Annotated in this window: 15 protein-coding genes; 7 read left to right on the top strand and 8 right to left on the bottom strand. The window is 72.2% G+C overall.

Annotated elements, in window-relative coordinates; all coding sequences use genetic code 11:
* Nucleotides 1-76 precede the first annotated feature (76 nt).
* Nucleotides 77-697: a LysR family substrate-binding domain-containing protein gene (locus AB0J52_RS07405; RefSeq protein ID WP_500180712.1), complete on the top strand. Its 621-nt coding sequence runs from the start codon at nucleotides 77-79 to the stop codon at nucleotides 695-697.
* A 125-nt stretch (nucleotides 698-822) separates the two neighbouring features.
* Here AB0J52_RS07405 and AB0J52_RS07400 read toward each other — a convergent pair whose 3' ends face one another.
* Nucleotides 823-1,698: a S1 family peptidase gene (locus AB0J52_RS07400; RefSeq protein WP_500180710.1), complete on the bottom strand. Its 876-nt coding sequence runs from the start codon at nucleotides 1,696-1,698 to the stop codon at nucleotides 823-825.
* A 331-nt stretch (nucleotides 1,699-2,029) separates the two neighbouring features.
* On the opposite strand from AB0J52_RS07400, the gene lexA reads away from it, so the two are divergent.
* The 3 genes from lexA to mtnA all read left to right on the top strand — a co-directional run bounded on the left by lexA (nucleotide 2,030) and on the right by mtnA (nucleotide 4,473).
* Nucleotides 2,030-2,722 carry a transcriptional repressor LexA gene (gene lexA, locus AB0J52_RS07395; protein WP_500180711.1) on the top strand — a complete coding sequence of 231 codons (693 nt, stop codon included), beginning with the start codon at nucleotides 2,030-2,032 and terminating at the stop codon, nucleotides 2,720-2,722.
* A 178-nt stretch (nucleotides 2,723-2,900) separates the two neighbouring features.
* Nucleotides 2,901-3,431, top strand: a complete 531-nt coding sequence (locus tag AB0J52_RS07390; protein WP_500180709.1) for a CGNR zinc finger domain-containing protein — start codon at nucleotides 2,901-2,903, stop codon at nucleotides 3,429-3,431.
* Between the two features lie 4 nt (nucleotides 3,432-3,435).
* On the top strand, nucleotides 3,436-4,473 hold the full coding sequence (gene mtnA, locus AB0J52_RS07385) for an S-methyl-5-thioribose-1-phosphate isomerase (RefSeq protein ID WP_500180708.1): 1,038 nt from the start codon (nucleotides 3,436-3,438) through the stop codon (nucleotides 4,471-4,473).
* 42 nt (nucleotides 4,474-4,515) lie between these two features.
* On the opposite strand, the gene AB0J52_RS07380 is transcribed toward mtnA, so the two are convergent.
* The 4 genes from AB0J52_RS07380 to AB0J52_RS07365 all read right to left on the bottom strand — a co-directional run bounded on the left by AB0J52_RS07380 (nucleotide 4,516) and on the right by AB0J52_RS07365 (nucleotide 10,223).
* Complete coding sequence (locus AB0J52_RS07380) at nucleotides 4,516-5,559, bottom strand: hypothetical protein (protein ID WP_500180707.1); 1,044 nt, start codon at nucleotides 5,557-5,559, stop codon at nucleotides 4,516-4,518.
* 126 nt (nucleotides 5,560-5,685) lie between these two features.
* Nucleotides 5,686-6,543 carry a hypothetical protein gene (locus AB0J52_RS07375; protein WP_500180706.1) on the bottom strand — a complete coding sequence of 286 codons (858 nt, stop codon included), beginning with the start codon at nucleotides 6,541-6,543 and terminating at the stop codon, nucleotides 5,686-5,688.
* Between the two features lie 411 nt (nucleotides 6,544-6,954).
* Nucleotides 6,955-8,115, bottom strand: coding sequence for an aldose epimerase family protein (locus tag AB0J52_RS07370; protein ID WP_500180705.1), 1,161 nt, complete (start codon nucleotides 8,113-8,115; stop codon nucleotides 6,955-6,957).
* Nucleotides 8,116-8,123: 8 nt separating this feature from the next.
* Nucleotides 8,124-10,223 (bottom strand): M28 family peptidase, encoded by a 2,100-nt coding sequence (locus AB0J52_RS07365; RefSeq protein ID WP_500180704.1) that lies wholly within the window; start codon nucleotides 10,221-10,223, stop codon nucleotides 8,124-8,126.
* A gap of 163 nt (nucleotides 10,224-10,386) precedes the next feature.
* On the opposite strand from AB0J52_RS07365, the gene recD2 reads away from it, so the two are divergent.
* Entirely contained in the window at nucleotides 10,387-12,597 is a 2,211-nt protein-coding gene (recD2, locus tag AB0J52_RS07360) for an SF1B family DNA helicase RecD2 (RefSeq protein WP_500180703.1), read from the top strand.
* A gap of 212 nt (nucleotides 12,598-12,809) precedes the next feature.
* On the opposite strand, the gene AB0J52_RS07355 is transcribed toward recD2, so the two are convergent.
* On the bottom strand, nucleotides 12,810-13,508 hold the full coding sequence (locus AB0J52_RS07355) for a TetR/AcrR family transcriptional regulator C-terminal domain-containing protein (protein ID WP_500180702.1): 699 nt from the start codon (nucleotides 13,506-13,508) through the stop codon (nucleotides 12,810-12,812).
* Nucleotides 13,509-13,602: 94 nt separating this feature from the next.
* On the opposite strand from AB0J52_RS07355, the gene AB0J52_RS07350 reads away from it, so the two are divergent.
* Together AB0J52_RS07350 and AB0J52_RS07345 are read left to right on the top strand one after the other, a co-directional pair.
* Complete coding sequence (locus AB0J52_RS07350; RefSeq protein ID WP_500180701.1) at nucleotides 13,603-14,781, top strand: serine hydrolase domain-containing protein; 1,179 nt, start codon at nucleotides 13,603-13,605, stop codon at nucleotides 14,779-14,781.
* 195 nt (nucleotides 14,782-14,976) lie between these two features.
* Nucleotides 14,977-15,219, top strand: coding sequence for a DUF2625 family protein (locus AB0J52_RS07345; RefSeq protein ID WP_500180700.1), 243 nt, complete (start codon nucleotides 14,977-14,979; stop codon nucleotides 15,217-15,219).
* A gap of 11 nt (nucleotides 15,220-15,230) precedes the next feature.
* Here the strand turns inward: AB0J52_RS07345 and AB0J52_RS07340 are convergent, their stop codons facing one another.
* Complete coding sequence (locus AB0J52_RS07340) at nucleotides 15,231-15,755, bottom strand: hypothetical protein (RefSeq protein ID WP_500180699.1); 525 nt, start codon at nucleotides 15,753-15,755, stop codon at nucleotides 15,231-15,233.
* Nucleotides 15,756-16,001: 246 nt separating this feature from the next.
* Nucleotides 16,002-16,768: MFS transporter (locus AB0J52_RS07335; protein WP_500180698.1), on the bottom strand; the 767-nt coding region annotated here is incomplete at its 5' end.

Below are 16,768 nucleotides of genomic sequence, written 5' to 3'. Positions count from 1 at the left end.
TCGGCCGTAGTGCGGGGCCGGGCCGCCCGGCCGTGCGGGGGGGGCCGGGGGGAGCGGCGCGGCCCCCCCCGGCCGGCTGGCGGTCAGCCTCACCCGGTCCGCGCCGCGCAGCGTCGTCACCGAGCTCGTCGACACCTTCCGCGCCGCCGACCCCGCCGTGGACGTCTGGCTGACCAGCGGCTTCACCGCGCGCGACGAGCAGCGGCTGCGCGAGCGCTCCATCGACGCGGCGTTCCTGCGGATGCTGGAGGACCCGCGCGACGACCTGGCCTCCCGCACGGTCGGCGACGAGCCGATCGTGGCGGCCGTCCCCACCGGCGACCCGCTCGCGCGCAGGCGCCGGCTGCGCCGCGCGGACGTGGCGGGCCGCCCGCTGGTGTGGTGGCCCCGCGAGCACGGCCCGAGGATGTGGGACCGCATGCTCGACCAGGTCTTCGGCGAGGGCGTCCGTCCGGACGTCGCGCACTCGGAGCCGGAGGAGGAGCACATGCTGTTCGCCGTCGCGCAGGGGCGCGGCATCAGCTTCGTCACCGAGGGCAAGGCGGCCACGCTGCACGTGCCGGGCGTGGCGATCCGGCGCTTCGCCGACCCCGTCCCGACCGTGCCGATCACGCTCGCGTGGTCCCGCGACAACCCCAACCCCGCCCTGCGCCGCTTCCTGAAGCACGTCGCCGACCGAACGACCCCGGACGCCTGACCCGGCACGGCGCGGCCCGGCACGGCGAAGCCCGGGCACGGCGAAGCCCGGGCGTCCGTGGGACGAACACGGACACCCGGGCCGTTCGAAGGATCAGGAAGGAACCGGGGCGGTCCCGGGCGGGGTCAGGGCCTCGGCAGCTGGCAGCTCGCCTGGGTCAGGTCGATGTCGTTGGTGGCCGTGAGGCACTGCGTGAGCAGGTAGGTCTCCTGCCCGTAGCCGATGCCCGGGTGGATGGTCGTGGTGCCGTTCTGGTCCACCTCGCACGGGTTGTCGAGCGTGCACGTCTCGCCGTTCTCGTTGCTGGTGTTGTTCACGCCGACGACCAGCCCGGACGAGGTGTCGATGACGGGCGAGCCCGACGTCCCGCCGATGGTGTTGCAGGACGAGGTGTAGCGGAGCGAGTCCTTCCAGGTCCAGCTCGCCTCGCGCAGCCGGTACACGAACGCGTCGATCTTGCAGTTGTAGGTGGTGCGCCAGTAGCCCGATACCACGCTGATCGACGTCCCGGCCACCGGGTGCGACGCCGACAGGCGCAGCGCGTCCGTGCCGTACTGGGACTTGATCTGCGCGTAGGTGCTGCGCAGCTTGTACAGCGTCACGTCGGTGTCGGTCATCGTGCTGTACTCGATCTGCGAGGCCCGCAGCGTGCCGAGTGTGCGCGTCCCGGTGCTGTTCAGCAGGCTGAACGACCGCGAGGAGCTGCGGTTGGTGATGACCTCGCCGGGCCCTGGCATGCCGAGCTCGCTGCAGTGCCCGTTGGTGAGGACGAGCGCGGGGTCGTTGTCGGTGGAGAGCGGTCCGCGCACGACCGACCCCGAGCAGTTGCTCAGCGCGACGATCGCGTGGTAGTCGGTGGCGGCGAGCGGGGCGGTGGGAGCGGGGTGGCCGACCCGGGGGGCGGTCGGGGCCGGGTCGGCGTTGGCGGCGACGGCGGGGCCGGCGAGCAGGGCGGCGCCGGTGAGGGCGGCGACGGCCGCCCCGATGAGACGTCGGGTCATGTCGATCGGGTCCTCTCGGGCGGGAGACGGTCCGCCGCGACGGCGGCGGGGGTGTCAGGACTCGGGACCAAGCGATGTCAGCGCGATGCTAGATCACCTACACGCCCGCTGGAAGATTCGAACCTGCCAGTAAAGGCGCCGTTGTTACGACAGATCCCGCCATTCACCCGAGACCGGCACCGCACCCCGTGTCCGGCCGGTGACGCCGACCAACGATACGCGCGCGCCGCCGTCCGTCCCGGCTCCTGGAACCGCGCGCCGCGACTTCCCGCAGCGCCGTCGTCCTCGTCCAGGGGGCCGTCCCGTGACGCGCGTCGCGGCGTCCCGCCGGATGTCCGACCCTCCCTCTAGCATTTCGCCCGTGACCACCTACGATGATCTTGACGGTTTCGGGGGCCTGGACGTGTCGGCCCTGTCCCAGCGCCAGCAGCGCATCCTCGCCGCGATCCGGGACTGGGTGGTCAGGCACGGGTACCCGCCGAGCACGCGCGAGATCGGCGACGCCGTCGGCCTGCGCTCCACCTCGTCGGTCTCCCGCCACCTGCGCGTCCTGGAGGACCTGGGCTTCCTGAACCGGTCGGCCTCGGTGTACCGCCCGATCGACGTGCGGATGTTCCTGCGCGAGCCGGGCGGCCCCGCGTCCGCCGAGGCGTCGGTGCCCGTCCCCGTCGTCGGCCGCATCGCCGCCGGGGCGCCCATCTCCGCCGAGGAGCACGTGGAGGACACGCTGTCGCTGCCGCGCGAGCTGACCGGCCGCGGCACCGTCTTCGCGCTGCGCGTCCGCGGCGACTCCATGGTCGACGCGGCGATCCGCGACGGCGACATCGTCGTCGTCCGGCAGCAGCCCGAGGCCCACTCCGGGCAGATCGTCGCGGCGATGCTCGACGACGAGGCCACCGTGAAGGTCTACCGCCGCCGCGGCGGCCACGTCCTCCTCGAACCGCGCAACCCGGCCTACGACGTCATCGACGGCGACGACGCGGTGATCCTGGGGGTGGTCGTCTCCGTCCTGCGCAGCGTCTGACCGTTCACGCCGCCCGGCCCGGGCCGCCCACGCGCGCCCGCCGCGCGGGCACGTCGCGCGGGCACGCCACGCGCCCGGCGGCCGTCCGGCTCGCGGCACGTCGATGCTGGCGGCAGACCAGCGGATGGGGTTTCCTTTACCCCATGCCTCTCCGTGCACGTGGACGGCTGACCGCCGAGTGAGCGACCGCCACGACCTCATCATCGCGGCCGCGGCATGTGGGGACCTCGACCACGCCTGGGCGCTCGCCCTGGCGATCGACTCCGCGCGTTACCGCGACCTCGCCTTCGCCGACATCGCGCGCGTCGCGGACGCCGGAGGCTCGCTCGACCGGGCCGACGACGCCCTCTCCCGCATCCTCGACCCGCACGTGCGCTCGGTCGTCCAGAACGAACTGCTCAGCAACGCCGCCGCCAGGGGCGACTTCAACCGCGCGGAACGGATCGCGCGCGCCGCACCGGAACCGCACGTCCGGACGGGCCTGCTCCTGACCGTGATCCGCGCCCTCGCCGCCGCCGGACGGCGCGACCGCGCCCTGGCCCTGGCGGTCCTGCTGGCCGAACGGCGGTCCCTGCCCGGCGGCCTGTGCGCGTCGCCCGCCTGCGGAAGGCCGTTCGCCATGACCGGCCGGGGCGCCCCGCGCCGCTACTGCTCGGCCCGCTGCGGAAGCCGGGAACGTGTCGCGGCTCACAGGCGTGCGCGAAGATGAGCCCATGACGGCCGACATCGCTCCGATCGCATGGACCGGCGACGCCCTGCGCCTCCTCGACCAGACGCTCCTGCCCGCGCGCCTGGAGTACCGCGACGTCGTGGACGTCGACGACCTGGTGGACGCCATCCAGCGGCTCGTCGTCCGCGGCGCGCCCGCCCTGGGCGTGGCGGGCGCGTTCGGCGTCGTCCTGGCCCTGCGCCAGGCCGGACGCGAGGGCTGGGACGCCGCCACGCTGGACGCCGCGATCGTCCGCATCCGCCAAGCCCGTCCCACGGCGGTCAACCTCGCGGCGGGAGTGGACCGGGTCCGTCCCCTCGCGGACCGGGGAGCCGACGCCGTCCTGGCCGAAGCCCTGGCCCTGCTCGACGAGGACGTCCAGGGGAACCGCGCCATCGGACGCCACGGCGCGGAGTGGCTGAGCGCGCGCCTCGGCGACCGCCCGCTGCGCCTGCTGACCCACTGCAACGCCGGAGCCCTGGCCACGGCGGGCTGGGGCACGGCCCTCGGCGTCGTCCGCGAGCTCCACACCCGCGACCGCGTCGAGACCGTCTACGTCGACGAGACCCGTCCCCTCCTCCAGGGCTCCCGCCTGACGGCCTGGGAACTGCACCGGCTCGGCATCCCGTACCACGTCCAGCCGGACAGCGCCGCCGCCGGGACCATCCTCGGCGGCCGCGTCGACGCCGCGATCGTGGGCGCCGACCGCGTGGCCGCCAACGGCGACACCGCCAACAAGGTCGGAACCCTGGCGGTGGCCCTGGCCTGCGCCGCCGCCGGAGTCCCCCTCCTGGTGGCCGCTCCCTGGAGCACCGTCGACCTGTCCACTCCGGACGGCGCCCGGATCCCCATCGAACAACGCCCGTCCGCCGAAATCCTCACCAACGGCACCGCGCCGGTGGCCCCGCACGGCGCCCGCGCCCACAACCCGGCCTTCGACGTCACCCCGGCCCGGCTGGTCACGGCCCTGATCACCGAGACCGGCGTCCTGGAGCCCGCCAACGGCCGGACCCCGGAAACGGAGAGGGAGCACGGCCGTTAGCCGTGCTCCCTCCCTGCCGTCAGACGCGTCAGCGGTGCGGCGTCATTTCACGGTGATCCAGAGGTTGCGGCTCGTCCCGGGCTGGTAGAGGGAGTCTCCGGCCCAGGTGACCCACATCCAGCCGTTGCGGGCCGCGTATCCGGAGACCCGGAAACCGCCCTTGGCGTCGGTGGTGACGCTGTTGATCCGCTGCGCGCCCGCGCCACCGGCGTTCCAGCGGAACATCAGCTGGAGCCTGCGCCGGGCGAGCCCGCCATAACCTCCATTGGGCAGGCGTCCGGCGAGCCGTCCCCACAGCACGACCGGCCGCCCGCGCCTGACCTTGGTGGGCCTGGCGGTCAGGGTGACCGCGGACGTCTGCCGGAGCGTCACGGCGGCCTTGGGCCCGGCGTTCCAGGTGCTGCCGGGCGCGGTGGCGTAGGAGGTGCTGATGCTCCACGTGCCGGGGGCGGACGTGGCGGGCAGTTGCAGCACCGCCCGCCACATCCCGTAGTCGGTGTTCCCGGACATCAGGCTGAACCCCGAGGTCAGGGTCTTGCCGTCGGGCCCGGTGAGCGTCGCGTACGCGCTGGAGGTGCGGGCGGGCCGGAAGAGCTGCGCGGTGAGGGTCCGTCCGCCGGACGTCATCTGGAGAGTGCCGTCCGGAGAGATGCCGAGCGGCACGTGGCTGGTCTTGCTCAGGGTGAAGGACGCGGCCGAACCGCGCCACGCCTTCTGCCCCCTGGCGTTGGTGGCGAGGAACCCGACGCTGTAGTCCCCGGCGGGGGACTGCGGCGGGAGCGACAGCCGGTTCGACCAGTTGCCGTCGGTGCGGCTCTGCCCCTTCCACAGCTTCAGCGCGAGGTTCCGCCTCCAGCCGCCGGGCCCGGTGACCCGGGCCTGCACGCCTCTCGTCCGCGGTGCTTTCGCGCTGGTCTTCAGGTGCGTCACCAGAAGGACGCTGACCGGCGAGAAGTCGCTGGCGAGGGCCGTGTGCTGCGGTCCGAGTCCGGACCATGCGGGCCGCCACGGCACGGCGGCGGCGCGTGCGGAGGCGGGGCAGGCGAGCGCGACGGTGATCGCCGCGGCGGCGGCAGAGGCGAACACTGCGTGGGCTTTGATCATCGAGGTCCGTCCTGGGCGGGATGTGCGGATCGGGTCGCGGTGGACTGGGTCGGTGCGCGGTCAGCAGGACCGGTGGGCCACGGCCTAGCAGGGCCGGTGGGCCCCGGGCTAGCAGGGCCGGTAGGCCACGAGGACGCCGTTGTCGTAGACCGGGCACAGCTTCGGTTGGGGCGGTGCCTTGTGCTTGGGCTTCGGCCTGGGGTTGCTCGCGCGCGGAGGCGCGGCGCGGTGACGGGACGGCGGGGTCGTCCGCCGGCCGCCTCCGCCGCTGTGTCCGCCGTCGCTCCTGTGCGGTCGTGCCGGTGGACGGGCGCCCTGGGTCCCCGAACCGGCCGGACTCTTCTCGGCGGTGGGCCGCTCGGTGGGCGAGGCCGCGCCAGGCGTCGGAACGGACGGCGGGGCGGGCGTCGGGACGGACGGCGGGGCGGACGCCGGGGGGACGACCGCGGACGGCGTCGCGGCGGGTGCCGTGCTGGCGAGCGAGGGAGGCGTCACCGGGGTGCCGGCGGGTGAAGGGCCGGAGTCCTGGCTGACCAGCGCCCAGGCCAGCGTGCCGCCGGCCGTGGCGGCGACGACACCGACGACGGTGAGCACCAGCCCGCGGGAGCGCCGCCGCGTGGACGGCGCGGTGCGGGGCAGCGACGGCAGGTCCGCCTCCCAGAAGGCGGTCTGCTCAGGTGGCGAGGACGCCGTCGAGAAGAAGCTCCCCGGTGCCGGCTCGGGATCGTCGGCCCAGATGGTGGCGAACGGGTCGCCCGCCGGACGCGGCGACGCGTCCGTGTGCGGCGACGACTCCGTGCGTGGCAGCGACACCGTGCGCGAGGGCGCGTCCGTGTGCTCGGGGTCCTCCGCCGGGGACGGCTCCGGATGCGACGCCGGGAGCGTCCGCGAGACCGGGCTTGGCGAGTCCGCGAGCGGCGGCGGGCCGAAGTCGAACGAGTCGAGCGGAGGCTTCTCGGAGGTCATGCGGCACCGCCGTCGGGATCGGGGCGCGTGGTGAGCCGCGCGCCGGCCAAACAAATGGGGCAGTCTGCGGGATTTATGTCAGAGTCCGAACAAATAACTCGCCTCAGGGCAAGACAACTGTGAACCCTCGATTTCGCCGATGGACGGCGTGGGAGAGAACGACGAAAACGATAAGCGGGAACGGTGTTCCGGTCCAGCCCATCGGCCCGGTTGCGGCGAGGAGGAAGCGCCGTTGCCGATCACCGGAAGTGCATATTTCCGGCATTGGTTATTCGCAAGGAAATGGTGTGTGGGTGGCGCTGCGCGGAAAAACGAGAACGGCGGCGGCCCTGGAGGGGCCGCCGCCGTTCGTTCGAGCCCGCCCGCGCAGGTCAGCGCATCAGCGAGTCAGTTGATCAGTGGGCCGGCGAGTCAGTGGGTGGTGGAGAAGGCGTAGGTCGTCGTCGAGGTGAAGACCCGGCCGGGCCGCAGGACGGTCGAGGGGAAGGTCGGGTGGTTGGGGGAGTCGGGGAAGTGCTGGGTTTCGAGCGCCAGCGCGTCACCCTGCCGGTAGGCGTGGCCGCTGGTGCCGACGAGGGTGCCGTCCAGGAAGTTGGCGGTGTAGAGCTGGACGCCCGGTTCGGTGGTGCTGACGCGCAGCACGCGTCCGGACCGCGGCTCGGTCACCGTGGCGGCGAGGACCGGTTCGCCGGGGCGGCGCTGGTTCAGCACGAAGTTGTGGTCGTAGCCGTGCCCGATCAGCAGCTGCGGGTCGTTGTCGCGGATGCGTTCGCCGATGGCGTGGGGACGCGTGAAGTCGAACGGGGTGCCCCTGACCGGCGCGAGCTTCCCGGTGGGGATCTGGGTGGTGTCGGTGGGCGTGTACCGGGAGGCGTTGACCTGGAGCCGATGCCCGTAGGCGTCGCCCGTGCCCTCTCCGGCGAGGTTGAAGTACGAGTGGTTCGTCAGGTTGACGATGGTGGCCTTGTCCGTCGTGGCCCGGTAGTCGAGGCGGAGCCGGTTGGCGCTGCCGAGCGTGTAGGTGACGGAGGTGGTGAGCCTTCCGGGGTAGCCCTCTTCGCCGGCCTTGCTGACATAGGTGAGCCGGAGGCCGACGGTGCCTTTGCCCTTGACGACCGTCGCCTTCCACACTTTCGTGTTGAAGCCCTTGATGCCGCCGTGCAGGCTGTTCGGGCCGTTGTTGACGGGCAGCCGGTAGGTTTTTCCGTCCAGGGTGAAGCGGCCCTTGGCGATGCGGTTCGCGTAGCGTCCGATGAGCGCGCCGAAGTACGGGCCGCCGTTCTTGTCGACGTAGTCCTTCAAAGTGGCGAAGCCCAGGGCGACGTTGGCGTCATGCCCTTTCCGGTCGGGGACGTCCAGCATCTGGATGATGCCGCCGTAGGTGAGGATGCGTACGCGCATCCCGTGCGCGTTGCGCAGGGTGTACCGGTCCACCCGGGTGCCGTCGGCGAGCTTGCCGAACGCCTCCTTGCCGATGGACGGTCTGTTCGCGGCGTCCGCAGAGGGCACGGCCACGAGAAGGGTGGCCGCGGCCAGCAGGACGGTGCTTCCGGCTGCGTGAAGCGACTTCATGGTCGTCCTCATGGGGTGAGAGTTCGGGTCGCGGCTCGGAGACTGGCGTACAGGCGCGCCTCGTACGCGCGCGCGGTGGCCGGGTCTTTCTGCAGGAACAGCGCGTCGTGCAGAGCCGGGAGCCGCTGGGTGGCATATCCGGTGTCCATGCCGGGCGCGTAGATCTGGTGCCGGTACCACGGCCGTGCGGGGAGCCCGGCGTTGGTGAGCAGGTCCCGTTCCGCGCGCATGAGGCGGTCGTTGAGGGAGCGGAACGCGGTGGGGTCGCCCTTGGCGAGTGCCGCGTCGGCTCGTGCCTGCAGGGACCTCGCCGCCTGCTCCCACGCGCGGGCCTGCTGGACGTCGCGGGACACGTCCACCTTGACCTCGCCGAACCTCTTGCGCTGCTCGGTGGTGAAGTCGTTCAGGTAGCCCACGGTCTCGGCGGCGTAGGGCTGGTAGCGCAGGGCGATGACGTCGGCGTCGGCCAGGCGGAGCGTGGCGATGCCCGCCAGCCGGGACATGGCCGCGTGGTACTCCCAGGTCGGGTCGCCGAAGTGGTCCGTGGAGTAGAAGTCGTCGCAGGTGCAGTGGTAGTTGCCGGACGATCCGGGGCTGCCCGCGCCGAGGTCCATGGCGGGGACGCCGAACCGCTGGAAGAACGGCTGGAAGTCGGAGCCGCCGCCGATGCGGTCGATCGGGGTCGTGCCGTTGTTCTGCTTCTTCCAGGCGTCGTAGAGCGTTCCGCCGGTGCCCGGCCAGCGGACCTCCTTGGACGCGTCGATGACGCTCTGGTCGAGCGCGGGCGTCGCCGAGGGGCCGAACTGCGATCCGGCGGCGATGTCCATGTTCACGTAGGCGACCGCGCCGCGCAGTTGCCTCTCGTGCTCTTCGGCGTATTCGGTGCTGCCGTAGATGCCGTACTCCTCACCGTCCCAGGTGGCGAGGAGGATCGTCCGTGCGGGACGCCAGCCGCGCTTCAGCAGCCGTCCGAGAGCGCGTCCCACCTGGAGCACGTTCTCGGCGCCGGACAGGTTGTCCAGCGATCCGTACGCCCACGCGTCGTGGTGGCCGCCCAGGACGACCTCCTGGTCCGGACGCTTCGCCCCGGGGATGCGTACGGTCACGTCCCAGATGGGCGTGGTGATGAACCTGCTCTGCAGGTCCAGATGGACGCGCGTGCCGCCGGGGCCGAAGTGGTACGGGAAGGGGAGTCCGCCTTGCCATTCCTTCGGCACCTGGGCGCCGTTGAGCGCGCGCAGAAGCGGCTCGGCCGCGCCGTAGGAGATGGGCGTCGTCGGGATGAGCCCCTGGAGTTCCGGAGCCTGCGACGGCTTCAGCCTGGGCGCGTTCCGCGTCGACGGCCATCCGGGGGTGAGCGGGTCGCCGGCGGCGTACATGATCTGCCCGACGCTGCCGCGCTGGATGCCGTCCGAGGCGCGCCACGGTCCCTGCGGGTAGACGGTGCCACGGCGGAAGCCGTCGTTGGCGGGGTCCGAGTAGATGATGACGGCCTTGGCGCCCGCCTTGGCCGCCTCGCGCGGCTTCACGCCCCGGAACACCTGCCCGTAGCGGACGAGCACGATCTTGCCCTTGAGCGAGATGCCGTTCTTCGCGAGCAGGGCGAAGTCCTCGGGACGTCCGTAGTTGGCGTAGACGACCTCGCCTTCGACGTTCCCGGACGGAGACAGGCCGTTATAGCCGGGGATGATGTCGTCGTAGTACTTCTGCCAGGGCTGCTTCTTCTCCTTGACGGGCAGGACGCGCCGCTGCGGCGCGGTCATCTCCACACTGACGCGCTTGGGCCGCGACAGGTACGTGTAGTAGGTCCTCACCTCGGGCCTGAGCCCGTAGGAGCGCAGCTCACGGACGATGCGCTGGACCCGGTGCCAGTCGCCGGTGGTCCCGGCGAGGGCCGGTTCCCTGGCCAGTTCGGCGTCCAGCCGCCGCGCCTCGGCGGCGGACGGGATCGCGCTGAACGCCTTCTCGTACGCGCGCTGCCAGGCGGACGACCGCGCGGTGAATCCGGGGACGGGTGTGGGGGACTGGCCCGTCGCCGGGGTGGCGGCGGCGAGCGGGACGGCGGTGAACAGGCCCATCGCGAGAGCCAGGGCTCGGGAGCGGAACACCTGCGATACCTCCGGTACTCGTGGTACGGGTGCGCCCGGACCGTACGTCGCGATCACGGGCAGATCCAGATCGTTCGCCGGATGCGGCCACGGCGGACGCGCGGTCATCCCCAGAACCGGTTTCGGTTTCGACGGCGGCGGCCGGTCCGCGAGGATGGCGAGCGTGACGAACCAGGCGGCAGGCCCCCCGAAACCCGTGGTCCTCGAGGCGGTGCTCGAACGGATCACCTACGCCAACGAGGACACCGGCTACACGGTCGCGCGCGTCGCCACCGAGAGGTCCGGCGGCGACCTGCTCACCGTCGTCGGGGCGCTGCTCGGCGCCCAGGCCGGCGAGAGCATCAGGATGACCGGCCGCTGGCGCTCCCACCCCAAGTACGGCCGGCAGTTCGAGGCCGACTCCTACACGACCGTGCTGCCGGCGACCGTCCAGGGCATCCGCCGCTACCTCGGCTCCGGCATGATCAAGGGCATCGGCCCGGTGATGGCCGACCGCATGGTCTCCCACTTCGGCACCGACATCCTGCGCGTCATCGAGGAGGAGCCCGAGCGCCTGGTCGAGGTCCGCGGACTCGGCAAGCGCCGCACCGCGCGCATCGCCGCCGCGTGGGAGGAGCAGAAGGCCATCAAGGAGGTGATGGTCTTCCTGCAGGGCGTCGGTGTCTCCACATCGCTCGCCGTCCGCATCTACAAGCGGTACGGCGACACGTCGATCGACACCGTCCGCCGGGAGCCGTACCGGCTCGCCGCCGACGTGTGGGGCATCGGCTTCAAGACCGCCGACACCATCGCGCAGGCCGTCGGCATCCCGCACGACAGCCCCGAGCGCATCAAGGCCGGGCTCCAGTACACCCTGTCCGAGGCCGCCGACCAGGGCCACTGCTACCTGCCCGAGCCGAACCTCGTCACCGCCGCCGAGAAGATCCTCGGCGTCCCCCGCGACCTCATCGTCCCCGCGCTCGACGAGCTGGCCGCCGAAGAGGGCGTCGTCCGCGAGCGCGTGAACGACGTCCCCGCCGTCTACCTGGTCCCGTTCCACCGCGCCGAGGGCTCCCTCGCGCGCGGGCTGCGCACCCTCCTCAACGTTCCGCGCGACCGGCTCGCCGCCTTCGCCGACGTCGACTGGGCCAAGGCCCTCACCTGGCTGCGCGGCCGCACCGGCACCGAGCTCGCCCCCGAGCAGGAGCAGGCCGTCAGGCTCGCCCTCACCGAGAAGGTCGCCGTGCTCACCGGCGGTCCCGGCTGCGGCAAGAGCTTCACCGTCCGCTCCGTCGTCGAGCTCGCCGCCGCGAAGAAGGCCAGGATCACGCTGGTCGCGCCGACCGGCCGCGCCGCCAAGCGCCTCGCCGAGCTCACCGGCCACGAGGCCGCCACCATCCACCGCCTGCTCCAGCTCCAGCCCGGCGGCGACGCCAGGTTCGACCAGGACAACCCCCTCGACACCGACCTGGTCGTGGTCGACGAGTGCTCGATGGTCGATCTGATCCTCGCCAACAAGCTCGTCAAGGCCGTCCCGCCGGGGGCGCACCTGCTGCTGGTCGGCGACGTCGACCAGCTCCCGTCCGTGGGCGCGGGCGAGGTGCTCGCCGACCTGCTCGCCGCCGAACAGGCCATCCCGCGCGTCCGGCTCACCAAGATCTTCCGCCAGGCCCAGCAGTCCGGCATCGTCGTCAACGCGCACCGCGTCAACGCGGGCGACCACCCCCACACCCGCGGCTACCCCGACTTCTTCCTGTTCCCCTGCGAGGAGTCCGAGGAGACCGCCGCCCTCACCGTCGACGTCGTCGTCAACCGCATCCCGGCGAAGTTCGGCCTGGACGCCAGGCGCGACGTCCAGGTCCTCGCGCCGATGCACCGCGGCCCCGCCGGCGCGGGCTCCCTCAACGCCCTCCTCCAGGACGCCCTGACCCCGCACATCGACACCGTCCCCGAACGCCGCTACGGCGGCCGGGTCTTCCGCCCCGGCGACAAGGTGACCCAGCTGCGCAACAACTACGACAAGGGCGAGGCGGGGGTCTTCAACGGCACCGTCGGCGTCGTCACCGCGGTCTCCCCGGAAGACCACACCCTCACCGTCCGCACCGACGAGGACGAGGACATCGACTACTCCTTCGACGAGCTGGACGAGCTCACCCACGCGTACGCCATCACCATCCACCGCAGCCAGGGCAGCGAGTACCCGGCCGTCGTCATCCCCCTCACCACCAGCTCATGGATGATGCTCCAGCGCAACCTGCTCTACACCGCCATCACGCGCGCCAAGAAACTCGTCGTCCTCACCGGTTCCCGCCGAGCCCTCGCCGCGGCCGTCCGCACCACCTCCGCCGGCCGCCGCCACACCGCTCTCGCCCACCGCCTCCTCAACCCCGCCTGACCCGCACCCCGACCCCGTCCCCGCACCGGCTGGGCGAGTTCCGGCCGCGCAGCTTCGACCGCCGTGACTCTGGCGGAGGTGACTCCACCGTGCGGTCGGCGCTCGCGCCGTCCGGCTTCGGGGTCAGTGGCGGCCAGGGCTCAGGGCTCTGTCCGGAGAGGTGACGACTGTGTCTCGTCCTCGGCGGAAGCGCGAGGTGACCTCGTGGCGCGTCAGGGCGTGCCCGGAGCGCGGGAGGCGCGGAGTTCCACGGCGTCGAGGAAGAGGGCCAGGGCGGTCTCGAACTGGTCCTCGGCGTCGGCTTCGGCCAGGTGGGCGGCGACCGCGGCGATCGCCGGAAAGCGGTCGGCGGGAAGCGCGCGGTACTCGCGGGTCCAGGCTTCGCGGTCGCGGGCACGGGCGGGTTCGGGCAGCGTGAGGTGGATGGCCTCGTACGTGGAGTAGGCGAGGGCGGTGTCGACCAGGGCCCGGTAGCAGGACGCGGCCTCGCGGCCGTGGAGCCCGGCTTCGAGGAGGGCGCCGATGACGATCTCGGCGCCGGCGAACTCGGCCTCCCCCCGGGAGGTTCGCCCGGCGACCAGGGCCGCCGAGTGCGGGTGCGCGCGGCAGGCGCGGCGGACCCGGCGGGCCAGGTCGGTCAGGGTCTCCCGCCAGTCGCCGGCGGGGGCGAACCCGGCGAGGGACTCGGTGAGCAGCCGGTCGGTGAGGGCGAGCAGCAGGTCGTCCTTGCCGCCGAAGTGGCGCAGCACCGCCGTGTGGTCGACGCCGAGTTCGGCGCCCAGCCGCCGGAAGGTCAAAGCGTCCGAGCCCTCCCGCTCCATCAGCGCCATGGCCGCGTCCATGATCACTTCGGGGGTGAGGAAGCTCAGCGAGCGGCGTCGCCGCACGGGCGGAGGGGCTGCGTCGGTCACCGTCCCAGGGTAGTGGCCGCCATTAAGCACCACTGTTGACAACAGTGGTGCTTAGTGTTTCGATCACGCCACCCCCCGACGAACGGAGAGAGCGATGTTCAAGCGAGGAGCCTTCGCGGCGGTGTCGGCCGCCACCCTCGCGGCGTCGGTCCTGGCGACGCCGGCCCGCGCGGCCGAGCGCCCGCTGCCCCTGCCGCTCCTGCCCCACGTGCCCTTCTACCCGACGACGACGGTCGCGCCGTCCGCCACCCCCGAGCCGCTCGCCGTGAAGACCGCGCCGGTCAACCCGAGGTACGCCTTCGCCGGGAAGACCCGCACGCTGGACGACTTCCTCACCCGCTCCTCCACGCTCGGCTACCTGGTCCTGCGCGGAGGGACGATCGTCGACGAGCGGTACTTCTCGGGCTACGACGCGGCCAGCCGCTTCAACTCCTGGTCGGTCGGCAAGTCCATCACCGCGACCGCCGTCGGCGCGGCCGTCGCCGACGGCCGGATCACCTCGGTCTCCGACCCGGTGACCAAGTACATCCCCGAACTGCGCCGCACCGGCTACGACGGCGTCGCGATCCGCGACATCCTGCACATGGCCTCGGGCCACGAGTACGACGAGACCGACTACGCGAACCCCTTCAAGGGAGCGACCTCCACCACGATCCGGATGGTGCTCGGCGCTCCCCTCACCAGCCAGGCCCGCGAGGCCGAGCGCGCCTTCCCGCCGGGAACCCGCTGGAACTACGACTCCATGAACACCTTCGTCCTCGGCTGGCTCGTCACCAAGGCCACCGGCAGGCCCCTGTCCGCCTACGTGCGCGACAAGATCTGGGGGCCCGCCGGCATGGAGACCCCGATGCTGATGGGGCGCGACTACCGGGGCAGCGACATCGCCTACTGCTGCTACCACGCGACCGTCCGCGACTTCGCCCGCTTCGGCCTGCTCTACCTGCGCGACGGCCGCGCCGGCGGACGCCAGGTCATCCCGAGAAGCTGGATCAGCGACTCGACCCGCGCCACCGAGCCCTACCTCCAGCCCCACCACCTGACGCCCGACAAGCCCGACAGCGCGGACAACACCTACGGCTACGGCTACCAGTGGTGGGTCGGCGACCAGGGGGACTACGCCGCCATCGGCATCCTCGGCCAGTTCGTCTACGTCTCGCCGAAGCACGACGTCGTCATCGTCAAGACCAGCCAGGACCTCAACTCCGACCCCCACATGGCCGAAGCCCTCCCCGCCTTCCGCGCCGTCGCCGCCGCAGTGTCCAAGCGGCCCTGAGGAACCCGACGCCGACCCGAATCGGCCGGCAGGTCGATCTCACGCCGGACCCGCTGCGGCTCCGCCGATGTCGTCTGCGGGGGGCGTTGCTGGGAGCATGCCGGAATGCGCGAGATTGATGATCTTGTCAACGCGGACGATCCGGCCTGGCCGGGACTGCGGGAGGCAGGACACTCCGCGTGATTCTCCTGGCTGGTGGCCGGTGGGCTCGAAGAGTTCTACCAGGGACTGCGGTGGCCGGGCTGGCGCGCGGAGGCCGCCGCGCTGACCACGTCGCAGGCCCTCTCCGTGGTTCCCTTCCTGTGGACGAAGGAGGCTCGCCGAGACCTCTCGGCCACCAGCCGTCGCGCCGTCCCCATGCGCGAGGTGCTCGGCCTGGCCGCCGACACCTCGCGGCAGAGGGGCCTGACCGATCCCGGATTCCTCGGGGAGGCGTAGGCCGGGGCTCGTCAGGACGGCTTCCAACTGCCCTGGAACGTCGCGGCGCTGGAGACGTACAGGCGGACACCGCCCGGGGTCAGCGGGCCGACCACGCCCGAGCCCTTGAAGCCGACGTCCTGCGGGGACAGGATCACCAGCAGGGGGTACGTCGGAATGGTCTTGCCGAGTTCCTGGCCGATCTCCTGGAGCGTCCCGATGTCGGTGTTGGCGCCGGTGCTCGCCGCGTTGCCGTCCCTGAGCGCCTTCCACTGCGTGAGGATCAGCGGGTGGCGGCTGTCGACGAGGACCTCGGTCGGCATGTTGTAGGCGATGTCGAACGCCCGCTTGGGGAAGGGCGGCGCGATGTACTCGCGCTTGTAGCTCGGGGCCTGCGCGCCGCGATGGGTGAGCTGCCAGAACAGGAACTGGACGGTGGCCCACTGCTCCCAGCCGCCGCCGGTGAGGTTGCACGCCCTGTCGATGAGGTGGGCCTCGGCCTGGTACCAGCCGTTCAGGTCGGCGAGTAGTTCGTTCTCGCTGATCGCAATGGGCACGATGCCCTCCCCTTCGGGGGCCGGGGACGCCTCGGCGGCGTCGCGGCCTTCACTTCAGCCCGAACGCCGAGGGGGGTCAAGCGCGCGGGCAACATGTGGCCAGCCGTGTCCACACGGGGACATTCCGGTTGGATTTCGGTGGCTTTCTGTGCGTGCCGACCAGGCCCCTGACCAGGCGATGATCGGCCGCACCGAATTATCGAGCCGAGGCGGATCAGGAATCGAACGCAGATTTGGGTAACGAATTCACAGTGCAGAACCTGGGCATTCCGAGTGGGCGAGCGCCGGGGCCGGGACTTTCTCAAGAACTTCAGTGGCCGACTGCCGTTCCGGGACGCTTTCCTGACCGGCATTTTCCGATTCCACGGGACCTGAGGTCACGGTCGAGGTGGCGTTGCGCAGCGCCGCCTCGACCCGCCGGTTGCTGGTCATGGTGGCCGTGACGGCGGTCATGGTGAGCAGGAGGCCGGCGGCGGTGCAGAGGGAGACGCGCACGCCGTAGGCGGTGGCCAGCCAGCCGCCGAGGAAGGCGCCGAACGGGGCCGCGCACATGGCCAGCATGCGGGAGGTGGAGGCGACCCGGCCCATCAGGTGGGCCGGGACGATCGTCTGCCGGAGTGACGGGCCGAGCACCATCGTGGCGCCCACGCCCGCCCCGCACACGGCGAGCGCGAGCCCGGCCAGGTAGGCGTTCGGTGCGGCGGCGAGCCCCAGGATGGCGAGTCCCTCCACCGTCGCGGTGCAGCTCAGCGCGGTGCCGGTGCCGAGCCGCCGGCCGAGGAAGGAGGCGATGCCCGCGCCGAGCAGGCCGCCGACGGCGTCCGCGGTGAGCAGCAGGCCGTACCCGAAGGCGCCGATACCGAGGCGGTCGTGCGCGAAGAGGGCGAGGACGGTGTCCACCGCGAGGAAGGCGACGTTCCCGACCGCCGGACGGAGCGCGAGCCCGAGCAGCAACCGGTCCCGGCAGACGTACGAGGCCCCGGCCCGCGCCTGCCGGAGCAGCGATTCGGGGG

Origin of the sequence: Spirillospora sp. NPDC049652 (assembly GCF_040675125.1) — a bacterium.
Classification (GTDB): Bacteria; Actinomycetota; Actinomycetes; order Streptosporangiales; family Streptosporangiaceae; genus Spirillospora.
The sequence above is the reverse complement of the archived record's forward strand: the minus strand, read 5'-3'. Positions and strand labels throughout refer to the sequence as shown.

What these genes read in the sequence shown, in the direction of transcription:
- mtnA (WP_500180708.1), top strand. Translation starts at nt 3,436, where the DNA reads ATGACGGCCGACATCGCTCCGATCGCATGGACCGGCGACGCCCTGCGC.
- AB0J52_RS07400 (WP_500180710.1), bottom strand. Translation starts at nt 1,698, where the DNA reads ATGACCCGACGTCTCATCGGGGCGGCCGTCGCCGCCCTCACCGGCGCC.
- AB0J52_RS07350 (WP_500180701.1), top strand. Translation starts at nt 13,603, where the DNA reads ATGTTCAAGCGAGGAGCCTTCGCGGCGGTGTCGGCCGCCACCCTCGCG.
- AB0J52_RS07375 (WP_500180706.1), bottom strand. Translation starts at nt 6,543, where the DNA reads ATGACCTCCGAGAAGCCTCCGCTCGACTCGTTCGACTTCGGCCCGCCG.
- lexA (WP_500180711.1), top strand. Translation starts at nt 2,030, where the DNA reads ATGTCCGACCCTCCCTCTAGCATTTCGCCCGTGACCACCTACGATGAT.
- AB0J52_RS07370 (WP_500180705.1), bottom strand. Translation starts at nt 8,115, where the DNA reads ATGAAGTCGCTTCACGCAGCCGGAAGCACCGTCCTGCTGGCCGCGGCC.